Raw genomic sequence first — 13,117 nt, forward strand, 5'->3', positions numbered from 1 at the left:
ATGATCCAGGCGAGATTTCAACTCAGCCGTGGAGATTTTTCCCTGGACCTGGACGTGCAGCTGCCTGGCAATGGCGTGACGGCGCTGTATGGCGAGTCCGGCTCCGGCAAGACCACGTGCCTGCGCTGCATCGCCGGCTTGGAGCGGCCGGCGCGGGGTTTCGTCGAGGTCAATGGCCAGGTGTGGCAGGACAGCGAGCGCGGCATATTCGTGCCGCCCCATCATCGCGCGCTGGGGTACGTCTTCCAGGAGGCAAGCCTGTTCGAGCACCTGTCGGTAAGCGACAACCTGTCATTCGGTCTCAAGCGGGTGGCACCGGCGCAGCGACGCGTGGACATGGACCACGCGACGCAACTGCTGGGCATCGGGCATTTGCTCGACCGGCGACCGCACAACCTGTCCGGCGGCGAACGCCAGCGCGTGGGCATCGCCCGCGCCCTGCTCACCAGCCCACGCTTGTTGCTGATGGATGAGCCACTGGCGGCTCTCGATACGCGGCGCAAGAATGAAATCCTGCCGTACCTGCAACGGCTGCATGATGAGCTGGACATACCGATCCTCTACGTCAGCCATTCCCAGGACGAAGTGGCGCGCCTGGCCGATCACATCGTCCTGCTCGACGCCGGCCGTGCCTTGGCCAGCGGCCCGATTGGCGAAACCCTGGCCCGACTCGACCTGCCTCTGGCTCAAGGCGATGACGCGGGCGTGGTAATCCAGGGCAGCGTCAGCGGCTATGACCCCGCGTACCAATTGCTCACCCTGACACTGCCCGACAGCCAGCTCCAAGTGCGTGTCGCCCATCAGCCAATGGCTGTCGGCCAGCCGCTGCGCTTCAAGGTCCAGGCCCGGGACGTCAGCCTGAGCCTGGCGAACGACGCGCAGACCAGCATTCTCAATCGCTTGCCGGTCACCGTGGTCAGCGAACTGGCTGGCGACAACGCCGCCCATGTCCTGATCCGACTGGAAGCCGCCGGCACGCCGCTGCTGGCGCGCATCACCCGTTACTCCCGGGACCAGTTAGAGCTTCAACCCGGCCAGGTGCTTTGGGCGCAGATCAAGGCGGTGGCGGTGTTGGCGTAGCACTGAGGATTGGGGCGACAGCAGAATCTCGGCACGACCGCAACGGGCAGCGGTCAATGAATTCACAGGCCACTGAATTCGTTGCCAAGGATCAATCATGCCCGACACGCTGCTGCCCGATGCACTCCCGGCCGACCTCCACTACGTCGATGACACCGCCCCGGGCATCACCCGCAAGAAACTGCGGGGCAAGTTCTGCTATTTCGACCCGTCGGGCCAGCGCCTGACCGACCCTGCCGAAATCCAGCGCATCAATGCCCTTGCCGTTCCGCCGGCCTACACCGATGTGTGGATCTGCACCGACCCGCGCGGCCATATCCAGGCCACCGGGCGTGACGCTCGGGGACGCAAGCAGTACCGCTATCATTCGCGCTGGCGCGAAGTGCGCGATGCCGACAAGTATTCACGCATGCTGGAATTCGGACGCACCCTGCCCCGCCTGCGCAAACGCCTGGAGGAAATCCTCGCCACGCCCGGTTTCAGCCGCGATAAAGTCATGGCAACGGTCATTACCTTGCTCGACGTGACGCTGATCCGCGTCGGCAACACGCAATACGCCCGGGACAACCGCTCCTATGGCTTGACCACCCTGCGCAACAAGCACGTCGAGGTCAACGGCAGCGCCATCGCGTTCCAGTTCCGCGGCAAGAGTGGGGTCGAACACCAGATCACCGTGAAAGACCGGCGCCTGGCGAGAATCGTCAAGCGATGCCAGGAAATTCCCGGGCAAAACCTCTTTCAATACCTGGATGAGGACGGCGAGCGTCACGCCATCACCTCTTCGGACATCAACGCCTACCTCAAGACGCTCACTGGCGCCGACTTCACCGCCAAGGATTATCGCACCTGGGCCGGTAGCGCCGCGGCGCTGGACGGGCTGCGGACGTTGCAATGGGAGACCGAAACCGAAGCCAAGCGCCACGTCGCCGGGATGGTCAGGCAAGTCGCACGGCAGTTGGGCAACACGCCCGCCGTCTGTCGAAAATGCTACATCCACCCCGCCGTGTTGGAAGGATTCATGGGCGGTGTTCTGCGCGACCTGCCTAAACCTCGGGTGCGTAAAGGCCTGAGTGCGCAGGAAGCCGCGCTGACGATGTTCCTGCAACGCATGACCCAAGCGGTCGAAGCCTGTTGAGCGAAGCGCTGGATGAGTGACCGCTCTCGATTTGCCCGCGACGCATTGGAACATCCGACAGCAGGCGAACTCCCACCTGTACAGAGCCGCTGATCCGCAGACTCGTCACCGCGTCAAGCCGAGAGGAGTTTCAGATGTCCGAACACATTGTCCATTTCCATTGCCAGATCGACCAGGGAACCACCGAACGCTTCCGGGACAACTGCCTGGAAGCCATTGAAAAAGGCGCCGACTCGCTGATGCTCAACCTGTCTACGGTCGGCGGCAGCACCAATTTCGGGTTTACTCTCTACACCTTCATCAAGTCCCTCCCGGTGCCAGTACGCGCGGTAAATGCCGGCAACATCGAGTCGATGGGCATCGTCATGTACCTCGCCGCCAGCGACCGCACCACCACCCCGCACTCACGCTTCCTGATCCACCCGATGAATTGGTATTTCGGCCAGAAATCGGTGGACCATTCGCGCCTGCGCGAATACCTGTCCAGCCTGGACAACGACGTGGCGCGGTATGTGGAAATCTATGTGAAGGAAACTGCCGGCGCCGCCACGCAATTGGATATTTTCAAATGCCTCTGCGCGGAGGAACGCGTGATCCCGGCAGAAAATTCCTTGGCCTTCGGCATAGCCCACCGCGTGGAACAAGTGGTGTTTCCACCCGAGGCCAAGCATTGGAAAGTCAGCGGCGGCGAGGACTAAAACAACCCGCGAACGATGAACAAATACAATTTGCCGCCGCCAGGCTTATTAACAAAATCGATGCTGTACAAGTTCAAGCGAAACGGCTGTCCAAGTTTACGTTGCGGTATGTTCAAGTCGATGCCGTTCGTCGCCAGCGAAACGTTTTTTTTAAACTTCCCTGGGCAATTTTCTTTCACAGTACTGCGAGGCACGATTTACTCGCTTAACCAAAATGAGGAATCTCGAAATGGCTAATAGCGGAAACAAGAACCCAGGTAACTTCGCAAACGACCGCGAGAAAGCATCCGAAGCTGGCAAGAAAGGCGGACATGCTTCTGGTGGCAACTTTGCAAACGACCGGGAAAAAGCCTCTGAAGCCGGCAAAAAAGGTGGCGAACGCAGCCATGGCGGTGGCAGGAAATCGTAACCCGGAGAACCGTTGGGGCGCGGCCTGACCGCGCCCTGGCGCTTAACCCTGTCGAGGTCATGCATGAGCCAGGATCGATTCATCGTCAGTTTCATCGCCGACGGCCAACCGGACAACCGGGTGCTGGCGGCTGGCACCGAGACGCTGACTACCGAAGAAGCCGAGGCGCTTCTGAGGGTTACGTTTACTGAACTAAAGAGCGTCAATATAACTGACGTTCAAGTTCAGAAAAGAACCAAGCCAAACGAAACGGAACATGATGTTCCGGGGCACTTCAAACAGCCTTAATTTATTTAACTCCCCCTTACACTAACTCCCTGCCCCCGTGGCCAGGGAGCTTGCTCCCTCACCAAAAAAGCAATGTTCAGCAGATTCGCTTTCAGTGAGCATGCCCCGTCGGATCCTTGATCTGCCACACCTGCCCCTTTTGCCAGGCATCCGCGCCCGGATCAATCGCCGGCGCGTCGATGCCCGCGCGGGCGCGTTTCTTCGCTTCGCTGTCGATGCCCATCCGGCGGTCGCGCTCACGGACCAGCTGGGGGTCGATCTGGCCATCGGCGGTGAAGCCCATCATCAACTGCGGGACGCCGTAAGGCAGCGCATTGCCCTGTTCGGTATGCCAGGTGTGCCAGGTCTTGCCGTAGGTGCTGACGAGGTTTTTCATCAAGCGGGTTTCTGCCACTTCGGGTATGCCCGGCGCAACCAATTGCCCCGACTTCACCTCATGCACATGGCTGTGCCACAGCTGCTTTTCGCTGGCCGGCAGGCCTTCGAACAGCCGCTTGCTGATGATGTATTCCACGCCCATCAACTTGGCATTGGCGCTATTGGCATCGAAGATCGCGCATTGGAACACCTCTTCGTTCAGCGCCGTGCAATAGTGGTGCGCTTCCATTTGCCCGGACATCCGCCCGTTGTAAAAATGAAAGCCATCCAGGTAGGTATCCAACGCCTGCAACGGAGGCTTGTTCTGCATGATCCCCGCCCCCGCCTCCAGCGTCGCGGTGGTCGGACTCTTCGCGGCGCCCGGGGCGTCCACGGCTGAATCGCTATTGCCACCCGCGCAGCCCGCCAGTCCCATCGTCGCCGCGCACAGCATGGCCCAGGTTCCATGAACGATCTTGCCTGACATCTCGACTCTCCTTTCCATGATTGTCCATGAGAAAAGCGGCCAAGGTTCGAGGTTTGATTTTTCCCTTTGGGCAAGCGACGAGCGGCGGTTATTCGCGCGCGCTATAGGCCTGTTTCACCGTTTCGATCCAAGAGGGCTCCAGGCGCAATTGCTCCGGGTCCAGGCCCAGCGCCTGCATGTTTTGCTGATGTTCGTCGGCTTCGCGATTCAGGGAGGCCTGTTCACTGGAATTGGCGTCCAGCAGGTGCATTTGGGTCAGGCCCAGATGATAGAACCGCAACAGCTTCATCGCTGCCGGGTCTTGCGCTTGCACGCCGGCTTTGACCTGGTGCATCACATTGGTGATGCTCATCAGGCTGCGCTTGAGCTGCCAGCCGTAGACCGCCGCCGCCATCCATGGCTGGGACCAGAAATACATGCGCATCAGGCCAGCCATCACCAGCACCGCAACGAATACGCCACCCACGTTGAAGCGAAAATTATCGCCCCCAGGTGTTCCGAACAGCATCACGGCGAAAGTGGACAGAAGCATCGCCAGCGCCAGGAACACCACTGCAATAATGAGGGTGCTGCGCCGCGTCTGCTGCCGGTAAGCCGCCGCGTCCCACGGTTTGATCTCGAACATCGCGTCGCAATTTCCTTGTGTGGCGTGAAAAGACTCGCGCATTATCGCCTGCCCGGTCGATTTAGCTATGCTGGGGCTCATTTTGTGAGGCAACCAACCCGAAGGACCCGGATCAAAGTCCATGGCGATACCGCGAGGATCGTGCGATCGTTCTGCGTGGACGTTTTTTTCAAGATGCCGCTCGTCGTGTGTACGGCATCGTTTTCAAGGAAAGCTGAATGACTCAAAGACATGTAATCAACGCCTCGGTAAGTCCCAAGGGCAGCCTGGAGACCTTGTCCCAGCGCGAAGTCCAGCAACTGAGTGAAGCCGGTTCCGGCAGCATCTATGATCTTTTCCGCCAGTGCGCCCTGGCCATTCTCAACACCGGCGCCCATGTCGATAACGCCAAGACCATCCTTGAAGCCTACAAGGACTTCGAGATCCGTATTCACCAACAGGACCGGGGCGTGCGCCTGGAGCTGCTGAACGCGCCGGCCGACGCGTTCGTCGACGGCGAGATGATCGCCAGCACCCGCGAAATGCTCTTCAGCGCCCTGCGCGACATTGTCTACACCGAGAACGAACTGGACAGCCAGCGCATCGACCTGAGTACGTCCCAGGGCATCAGCGACTACGTCTTCCACCTGCTGCGCAATGCCCGCACACTGCGCCCAGGCGTCGAGCCGAAAATCGTCGTGTGCTGGGGCGGTCACTCGATCAATACCGAAGAATACAAGTACACCAAGAAGGTCGGCCATGAACTGGGCCTGCGCAGCCTGGACATCTGCACCGGTTGCGGCCCGGGCGTGATGAAAGGCCCGATGAAAGGCGCGACCATTGCCCACGCCAAGCAGCGGATCCAGGGCGGCCGCTACCTGGGCCTGACGGAGCCGGGCATCATTGCCGCCGAAGCGCCAAACCCGATCGTCAACGAGCTAGTGATCCTGCCGGACATCGAGAAGCGCCTCGAAGCCTTCGTGCGCGTCGGCCACGGCATCATCATCTTCCCGGGCGGCGCCGGCACCGCCGAAGAGTTCCTGTACCTGTTGGGCATCCTCATGCACCCGGCCAACCAGGACCTGCCCTTCCCGGTCGTGCTCACCGGGCCGAAAAGCGCCGCGCCGTACTTGGACCAACTGCATGCGTTCGTGGGTGCAACCTTGGGCGAGGCCGCGCAGAAGCATTACCAGATCATCATCGACGACCCGGCCGAAGTGGCGCGGCAGATGACCCAAGGCCTCAAGGAAGTGAAGCAGTTCCGCCGCGAGCGCAACGATGCCTTCCACTTCAACTGGCTGCTGAAGATCGACGAAGGCTTCCAGCGCCCGTTCGACCCGACTCACGCCAACATGGCCAGCCTGGGCCTGAGCCGCGACCTGCCGCCCCACGAACTGGCCGCCAACCTGCGCCGGGCGTTTTCCGGGATCGTCGCCGGCAACGTCAAGGACAAGGGTATCCGCCTGATCGAAGAGCATGGTCCGTACGAGATCAACGGCGACCCGGCGATCATGGAGCCCCTCGATCGCCTGCTCCAGGCGTTCGTCGCCCAGCACCGGATGAAACTGCCGGGTGGCGCGGAATATGTGCCGTGCTATCGCGTGGTGACCTGACCTGAGTCACGAAGCAAGCCTGTGGGAGCAAACTCCCACAGGCTCTAGCGGTGTGTTGAAAGACGCATCGATCCGTCGTCATCCACTTCGACGCCAATGCCTTGGTAATCCGCGATCTGCGAATGCAGCGTCACCACCGGGTGCGTATGCGTGGCGGTGACTACCATCACGTCCGCACCCGCCGCCTCGCCGGCCTTTATGCCGGCTTCGGCATCCTCGAACACCAGGCATTGCTGCGCGGTCACCTGCAAGCGCTGCGCCGCCAATAAATAACAGCTGGGGTTCGGCTTGCCGTCGCTCACGTCTTCGGCGGTCACCATCACGTCGGGCCGTGCAATCCCGGCCGCCTCCATGCGGCGCAGGGCCAGTGCCATGGGCGCCGAAGTGACGATTGCCCATTGCGTCGGCGGCAGGCGCTTGAGGAAGGCCAGTGCACCGGGCACTTCGACCACCCCATCCACGTCCTCGATTTCTTCCCGGGTGAGCTGCTCGGCCTCGGCCTGGGCGTCCACGCCTGGCAGACGCTGGCGGGCGACGGTATCGACGGCGCGCACGCCATGGATCGTCGGCAGGAACGTCGCCACATCCAGGCCATGGCGCAGGGCCCAGCGCGTCCAGATCCGCTCGGTGGCGGCGACGGAATTGAGCAGCGTGCCGTCCATGTCGAAGAGGAAGGCGCGGTAGCTGGCGGATGGAAGTTCTACAGACATCGAAATCCTCATGAATGACAAGATCAACGGCGGGCACTGTAACACCCGCTAAACTCGCTCAAGGTCTCTAGACCAAGCGCTCGATCCGCTGATGCTGCCAGACCCGTTTGTAATACAGCGTTTGGAGCAACAGCATGCTCAGGTACGCCACTGGGAACGCCATCCACACCCCTTGCAGGCCGAAGTGCGCGTCCAGCAGGTAAGCCGCCGGTACTTGCACGCCAAGGATGCAAAAAATCGAGATCGCCACCGGCACCAGCACCGTGCCGCTGGCGCGCATGATGCCGCCGATGATTGCCTGGAAGCCGAACACCAAAAGGCTCCAGAGCATGATATGCAACAGGTGTTCGGCCTGGACCCGTGCCGCCGGATCGGTGATAAACAGCCCCAGCAGCCAATGGGACATCAGGTACCCGAGCAGCACCAGCCCACCCGTCAGCCAGACATTGATCAACAACCCGGTGCGCAGGATCGGCCCCAGCCGCTCCAGACGCCCGGCGCCAATGGCCTGGGCGCCAAGGATCGAAGCGGTGATGGCAATCGACAGCGCCGGGAACTGCACGTAATTGACGATCTGCGTCACCGCGCCGTAGGCGGCCGTGGCCTGGGAGCCGTGGGAGTTGACCAACGCCAGGATCACCAGCTCCGACAGGGAGATCACCACCATCTGCAACCCCGTCGGCAAACCGATGCGCAGCACTTTGCCAAGGATTACCCGGTCCAGGCGCATCGCGGCGAACAGCGCACGGTCCGGCGCCAAGGCATGCTTGCGGCGGTTCAGACGCCACACGAGCATGCCCATGGCCGTCGCGGTGCCCACCAACCCGGCCCACGCCGCGCTCTGGATGCCCATCTGCGGCAATCCCAGCCAGCCGCGAATCAGCGCCGGCGTGAGCATCAGCCCGACGCTGGTGGACACCAGCAACGCCAACAGCGGCGACAGGGTATCGCTCACACCGCGCAGCAGCTGGGTGAAGAGCACGAATACCAGCAACATCGGCAAGATCCACATCATTACGCGCGCATAGGAAATGGCATCTTCGAGCACATCGTCCGGCGTCCCAAGCCCTTGCAAGGCCTCGCGGGCGAAGACACTGCCAAGGACTGCCGCCACCAACCCGATGATCGCCCCCAGCAACAGCGTCGAACCGGCAATCGCTTTCACCGTGCCGGTCTCGCCAGCGCCGTAGGCCTGGCCGATCAGCACCCCCGCGCCGGCGCCCAGACCGATCACCAGGGCGATGAAGAAAAACACGATGGGAAACATGCCCGACACCGAGGCCAGCGCCTGCGTGCCAAGCATCTGGCCGATGTAGATGCTGTTGAGCGTGCCGGACATCGACTGGAGGAAATTGGACAGGACCATGGGGGCCAGGAACAGCAGGTAGGTTTTCCAGAGAGGCTGGGTGGGCATGAGGGCTCGTTGGCAGGTTCAGAATCCGATGCGAAGTAATTTAGCTCAATCCCCGGATCTCGTTTCAATGAATGTCCGCTTTTGTGGCGAAGGGGCAAGCTCCTTCACCACAAGGTTTGCATAGACCTGGCCTTCTCGACATTTCTCCGATTTCGTCTATTCTCAGATAGCAATGTGCCATTATTTTTGCCGGAACCGGACGACTGGTACTCAAGACCAAGTCGGCATTGCAGATAACCAGTTATTCGCAAATATCCTCTTGGCAACACTGTTCAAGGACCGAACCATGACGTCGTATTCCCACGACCACTCCCTCGCCCAAACCCCGCCGCGCATCGTCTGGCACGCCGTTATCGTGGCCGTTGCCGCCAGCGTCGGCGTGCTGGCAGTCAACGGCACGAGTGTGCAGAACATCTGTTTGAGCGTCGTGCTACTGGTCCTTGGCGTGGCTGTCGGTGTCTTGGCCGCGCGGTCGCAACGGCTTCAGCTTGACGAGGCAGTCGCCGCCGCCATCGCCCGTCGCGAGCAGGAGGCCGCCGACCATGGCGCCCATAAAGCCACCGCGCAACTCAACGAAGTGATCCTCGGCGCGATGCCGATCTGGGCCAAGCAAGTTGAAAGTTCGCGCCAGCAAACCGAAACCGCGATCGTCTCGCTGACCAGCCGCTTCATTGGGATTTCTTCGCGTCTGGAAGAGACCGTACAAGCCTCTGAATTGGCCGCCGGCGAGTTGACCGGCAACAGCAGCGGTGGCGCCGTACAAGCCCTGGCGCAGAGCGAAGGCGAACTGGTCAAGGTTATCGACTCGTTGAAAACGACCCAGGCCAGCCGCGATGAAACCCTGGCCCAAGTGCGCAACCTGACCGCCTACACCGGCGAGCTGCGGACCATGGCCGCCGATGTCGCGGCGATTGCCGCCCAGACCAACCTGCTGGCCCTCAACGCCGCCATCGAAGCCGCCCGGGCAGGCGAAGCCGGGCGAGGTTTTGCCGTGGTGGCCGATGCTGTACGCGCCCTGTCGAGCAAATCCAGCGAGACCGGCCAACAGATGTCGGCCAAGGTCGACGTGATCAATACCGCCATCACCCAACTGGTGCAGGCCGCGTCCAGCGGCGCGGACCAGGACAGCCAGTCCGTGGTCGTGTCCGAAGGCAGCATCCAACGGGTGCTCGAGCGCTTCAAAAGCGTGACCGGGCGCCTCGCCGATTCGGCCGACATGCTGCAGCGCGAAAGCTTCGGCATTCGCGACGAGCTCACCGAAGTGCTGGTCAACTTGCAATTCCAGGATCGGGTCAGCCAGATACTCAGCCACGTGCGCGACAACATCGAGGACCTGCACGTACACATTCAGCAGGCCAGCCAGTCGCCCGAACAGGTCGTCTCCATCGACGCCCGGCAATGGCTGGCGCGCATGGAAACCACTTACGCCACTGACGAGCAACGCCGTAATCACCACGGCGGCTCGGCTGCGCAACAGTCTTCACAGGAAATCACCTTCTTCTAGGAGCCCCTCATGGCTAAAAGTGTATTGGTTGTCGACGACTCCGCGAGCGTCCGGCAGGTGGTCGGCATCGCGTTGAAAAGTGCCGGCTACGACGTCATCGAGGCGAGCGATGGCAAGGATGCGCTGGGCAAGCTCAATGGCCAGAAAGTGCACCTGATCATCAGCGACGTGAACATGCCGAACATGGACGGCATCACCTTCGTCAAGGAGGTCAAGAAGCTGGCCAGCTACAAGTTCACGCCGATCATCATGCTGACCACCGAATCCCAGGAATCGAAGAAGCAAGAGGGTCAGGCCGCAGGCGCCAAGGCCTGGGTGGTCAAGCCGTTCCAACCGGCGCAGATGCTGGCGGCGGTATCCAAGCTGATTCTTCCTTGATGGTCGGAGGCTTCAATGCCGCTGCTGTACGAAATAGACGATGACACTGCGCAGGTGCAGATCGACGGCGAACTGACGATCTACACCGCCGCCGACCTCGCCGCGCAATGGCTGCCTCGATTGGGGGCAACGCCACGAATGGCGGTGGACCTGTCGCAGGTCACCGAGATGGACGGCGCCGGCTTGCAGCTGCTGCTGATGGTTCAGCGCGAAGCCCCCAAGGCCGGCACCGAACTGACGGTGACCGGCCAAAGCAAAGCTGTCACGCAAACACTCGCCCTGTGCAACCTGGTTGCCTAGAGCCGCCGCAACACGTCGGACACGACAAAGGATATGAGCGTGAGCATCAATCTCGATCAGGCACAACAAACCTTCATCGTCGAGGCCCGGGAACAATTGCAGGCGATGGAAGAGTCGCTGCTGCAACTGGAGAACGACCCCGGCGACGATGACGCCATCGGCGCGATCTTCCGGGCGGCCCATACGATCAAGGGTTCGGCAGGGCTGTTCGGCCTGGAGCCGATCGTCAGCTTCACGCACATCGTCGAAGACGTACTCGATCGCCTGCGCGAAGGCAGCGTCACAGTGGACCCGGGCCTGATCGCGGTGCTGCTCAAATCCGGCGACCATATGCTCGAGCTGATCGACGTGGTCGCCAACCAAGGCTCGACGTTGCAGCCCCCTGCCCTGGCCCGGGAAATGGAGCTGTGCCAGATGCTGCAGGAATACCAGGCGCCCACGCTCGCCACCGAACCGACGCCGACGCCGCAAACCGAAACGACCGAGCCCGGCGAAGCGAGCCTCTGGCACATCTCCCTGCGCTTCGGCCAGGAGGTGTTTCGCAATGGCATGGACCCGTTGTCGTTCCTGCGCTATCTGCAGACCCTCGGCGACATCGTCCACATCACTACGCTGACCGACGCGATGCCGACGGTCGAAGCCTGGGATGCCGAGTCGTGCTACCTGGGGTTTGATATCGAGTTTCGCTCCGCCGCCGGTCATGCCGCGATCAACGAAGTCTTCGATTTCGTGCGGGAAGATTGCCAGATCGACATCGTGGCCGCGCAAGACATCGAGCGCGAAGCCAACACGGGCCTGGTCGCCAACGCCCAGGCGCAGGTCGACGAAAGCACCGCGATGGTCACCACGGGCGAGCTGATGCCCGACCAACGCAAGACCCCACGCATGCCAGCCCAGGTCTCGCCTGACAAACAAGCCGTCACCAGCGACAGCAAAGGCAAAGATGGGACTTATGTAAGAGTCAACGCCGACAAACTCGACGAACTGATCAATCTGGTTGGCGAGCTGGTCATTGCCAGCGCCGGCGCCAGCCTGCTGGCCCGCACCTGCCAGAACGACCCGCTGCAGGAAGCCGCCTCGTCGGTGTCCGGGCTGGTGGAGGAAATTCTCGACGGCGCCCTGCGCCTGCGCATGATCCCCATCGGTGAAACCTTCAACCGCTTTCGCCGGGTGGTGCGCGATGTCAGCCAGGAACTGGGCAAGGACATCGACCTGATCATCAGCGGCGCGGAAACCGAGCTGGACAAGACCGTCGTGGAAAAGATCGGCGACCCGCTCATGCACTTGCTGCGCAACGCCATGGACCACGGCATCGAAACCGCCGAGGCGCGGCGGGCGGTCGGCAAACCGGCCAAGGGGCATCTGCACCTCAACGCCTATCACGACTCCGGTAGCATCGTGCTGGAAATCGCCGACGACGGCGCCGGCCTGAACCGCGACCGCATCCTGGAAAAAGCCCAGGAGCGCGGACTGATTGCGCCGGGCGCGAACCTGACCGACCAGGAAATCTACAACCTGATTTTCGAGCCCGGCTTCTCCACCGCCCAGGCCGTGACCAACCTGTCCGGACGCGGCGTGGGCATGGACGTGGTCAAGCGCAACATCACCCTGCTGCGCGGCACCGTCGACCTCGACAGTCAACCGGGCAAGGGTACCGTGGTGCGCATCCGCTTGCCGCTGACCCTGGCAATCATCAATGGATTTCTGGTCGGCATCGGCCAGTCCACCTATGTGATTCCGCTGGACATGGTCCAGGAATGCATCGAGCTGAGCGAAGACGATGGCGTCGCCAGTCGCGAACAAGGCTACCTCGACCTGCGCGGCGAAGTGCTGCCGTTGGTGTACCTGCGCGATCACTTCCACCATGAAGGCCCGGCCTCGCGCCGGCAGAACGTGGTGGTGGTGCGCTACGCCGAACTCAAGGCCGGGCTGGTGGTGGATGACCTGCTGGGCGAATTCCAGACCGTGATCAAGCCCCTGGGCAAGCTGTTCGGCGCCCTGCGCGGCATCAGCGGCTCGACCATCCTGGGCAGCGGCGCCGTGGCGTTGATCCTCGACGTACCCGCCCTGCTCACTCAAATCGTACAAATAGAAAACCGCTACAACGCTACCCAACTACAACAAGCCAACGCTCGCTGAC

General features: G+C 61.7%; 14 protein-coding genes. 10 read left to right on the forward strand and 4 right to left on the reverse strand.

Annotated features, from left to right (window positions below):
- The 5 genes from modC (at position 1) to J3P82_RS15225 (ending at position 3,610) form a co-directional block, all read left to right on the forward strand.
- Entirely contained in the window at positions 1–1,080 is a 1,080-nt protein-coding gene (gene modC, locus J3P82_RS15205; RefSeq protein ID WP_434557573.1) for a molybdenum ABC transporter ATP-binding protein, read from the forward strand.
- Between the two features lie 97 nt (positions 1,081–1,177).
- Complete coding sequence (locus J3P82_RS15210) at positions 1,178–2,215, forward strand: DNA topoisomerase IB (RefSeq protein ID WP_434557574.1); 1,038 nt, start codon at positions 1,178–1,180, stop codon at positions 2,213–2,215.
- Between the two features lie 134 nt (positions 2,216–2,349).
- The gene (locus tag J3P82_RS15215) at positions 2,350–2,913 is read left to right on the forward strand and encodes an ATP-dependent Clp protease proteolytic subunit (RefSeq protein WP_030142235.1); all 564 of its coding nucleotides are present in this window, start codon (positions 2,350–2,352) and stop codon (positions 2,911–2,913) included.
- A 229-nt stretch (positions 2,914–3,142) separates the two neighbouring features.
- Positions 3,143–3,322 (forward strand): general stress protein, encoded by a 180-nt coding sequence (locus tag J3P82_RS15220; RefSeq protein WP_186614672.1) that lies wholly within the window; start codon positions 3,143–3,145, stop codon positions 3,320–3,322.
- 63 nt (positions 3,323–3,385) lie between these two features.
- Complete coding sequence (locus J3P82_RS15225; RefSeq protein WP_434557575.1) at positions 3,386–3,610, forward strand: hypothetical protein; 225 nt, start codon at positions 3,386–3,388, stop codon at positions 3,608–3,610.
- 91 nt (positions 3,611–3,701) lie between these two features.
- On the opposite strand, the gene J3P82_RS15230 is transcribed toward J3P82_RS15225, so the two are convergent.
- Together J3P82_RS15230 and J3P82_RS15235 are read right to left on the reverse strand one after the other, a co-directional pair.
- Positions 3,702–4,454: an OBAP family protein gene (locus tag J3P82_RS15230; RefSeq protein WP_434557576.1), complete on the reverse strand. Its 753-nt coding sequence runs from the start codon at positions 4,452–4,454 to the stop codon at positions 3,702–3,704.
- 88 nt (positions 4,455–4,542) lie between these two features.
- A complete protein-coding gene (locus J3P82_RS15235) occupies positions 4,543–5,079 on the reverse strand; it encodes a DUF3087 family protein (protein ID WP_434557577.1) in 537 nt (178 codons plus the stop codon).
- A gap of 218 nt (positions 5,080–5,297) precedes the next feature.
- Between J3P82_RS15235 and ppnN the strand changes: the two genes are divergently transcribed.
- Positions 5,298–6,671, forward strand: coding sequence for a nucleotide 5'-monophosphate nucleosidase PpnN (gene ppnN / locus J3P82_RS15240; protein ID WP_434557578.1), 1,374 nt, complete (start codon positions 5,298–5,300; stop codon positions 6,669–6,671).
- Positions 6,672–6,715: 44 nt separating this feature from the next.
- On the opposite strand, the gene J3P82_RS15245 is transcribed toward ppnN, so the two are convergent.
- Entirely contained in the window at positions 6,716–7,381 is a 666-nt protein-coding gene (locus J3P82_RS15245) for an HAD family hydrolase (RefSeq protein ID WP_434557579.1), read from the reverse strand.
- Positions 7,382–7,448: 67 nt separating this feature from the next.
- Positions 7,449–8,795, reverse strand: a complete 1,347-nt coding sequence (locus J3P82_RS15250) for an MATE family efflux transporter (protein WP_434557580.1) — start codon at positions 8,793–8,795, stop codon at positions 7,449–7,451.
- A gap of 592 nt (positions 8,796–9,387) precedes the next feature.
- Between J3P82_RS15250 and J3P82_RS15255 the strand changes: the two genes are divergently transcribed.
- From J3P82_RS15255 to J3P82_RS15270, 4 genes are read left to right on the forward strand one after another with little or no spacing between them, the layout of a single operon-like run.
- Positions 9,388–10,299: a methyl-accepting chemotaxis protein gene (locus tag J3P82_RS15255; RefSeq protein ID WP_434563849.1), complete on the forward strand. Its 912-nt coding sequence runs from the start codon at positions 9,388–9,390 to the stop codon at positions 10,297–10,299.
- Positions 10,300–10,308: 9 nt separating this feature from the next.
- The gene (locus J3P82_RS15260) at positions 10,309–10,677 is read left to right on the forward strand and encodes a response regulator (protein ID WP_003203044.1); all 369 of its coding nucleotides are present in this window, start codon (positions 10,309–10,311) and stop codon (positions 10,675–10,677) included.
- Positions 10,678–10,692: 15 nt separating this feature from the next.
- The gene (locus J3P82_RS15265) at positions 10,693–10,977 is read left to right on the forward strand and encodes an STAS domain-containing protein (RefSeq protein WP_434557581.1); all 285 of its coding nucleotides are present in this window, start codon (positions 10,693–10,695) and stop codon (positions 10,975–10,977) included.
- Positions 10,978–11,016: 39 nt separating this feature from the next.
- A complete protein-coding gene (locus J3P82_RS15270; protein ID WP_434557582.1) occupies positions 11,017–13,116 on the forward strand; it encodes a chemotaxis protein CheA in 2,100 nt (699 codons plus the stop codon).
- Position 13,117: the final 1 nt, after the last annotated feature.

The sequence above is a fragment of the Pseudomonas sp. Z4-20 genome (assembly GCF_051131955.1).
GTDB classification, from domain to species: domain Bacteria; phylum Pseudomonadota; class Gammaproteobacteria; order Pseudomonadales; family Pseudomonadaceae; genus Aquipseudomonas; species Aquipseudomonas marvdashtae.

Coding starts and splice junctions, on each gene's coding strand:
- modC (WP_434557573.1), top strand. CDS start 1: ATGATCCAGGCGAGATTTCAACTCAGCCGTGGAGATTTTTCCCTGGAC.
- J3P82_RS15265 (WP_434557581.1), top strand. CDS start 10,693: ATGCCGCTGCTGTACGAAATAGACGATGACACTGCGCAGGTGCAGATC.
- J3P82_RS15220 (WP_186614672.1), top strand. CDS start 3,143: ATGGCTAATAGCGGAAACAAGAACCCAGGTAACTTCGCAAACGACCGC.
- J3P82_RS15235 (WP_434557577.1), bottom strand. CDS start 5,079: ATGTTCGAGATCAAACCGTGGGACGCGGCGGCTTACCGGCAGCAGACG.
- J3P82_RS15245 (WP_434557579.1), bottom strand. CDS start 7,381: ATGTCTGTAGAACTTCCATCCGCCAGCTACCGCGCCTTCCTCTTCGAC.
- J3P82_RS15260 (WP_003203044.1), top strand. CDS start 10,309: ATGGCTAAAAGTGTATTGGTTGTCGACGACTCCGCGAGCGTCCGGCAG.
- J3P82_RS15250 (WP_434557580.1), bottom strand. CDS start 8,795: ATGCCCACCCAGCCTCTCTGGAAAACCTACCTGCTGTTCCTGGCCCCC.
- J3P82_RS15210 (WP_434557574.1), top strand. CDS start 1,178: ATGCCCGACACGCTGCTGCCCGATGCACTCCCGGCCGACCTCCACTAC.
- J3P82_RS15215 (WP_030142235.1), top strand. CDS start 2,350: ATGTCCGAACACATTGTCCATTTCCATTGCCAGATCGACCAGGGAACC.
- ppnN (WP_434557578.1), top strand. CDS start 5,298: ATGACTCAAAGACATGTAATCAACGCCTCGGTAAGTCCCAAGGGCAGC.
- J3P82_RS15230 (WP_434557576.1), bottom strand. CDS start 4,454: ATGTCAGGCAAGATCGTTCATGGAACCTGGGCCATGCTGTGCGCGGCG.
- J3P82_RS15225 (WP_434557575.1), top strand. CDS start 3,386: ATGAGCCAGGATCGATTCATCGTCAGTTTCATCGCCGACGGCCAACCG.
- J3P82_RS15255 (WP_434563849.1), top strand. CDS start 9,388: ATGCCGATCTGGGCCAAGCAAGTTGAAAGTTCGCGCCAGCAAACCGAA.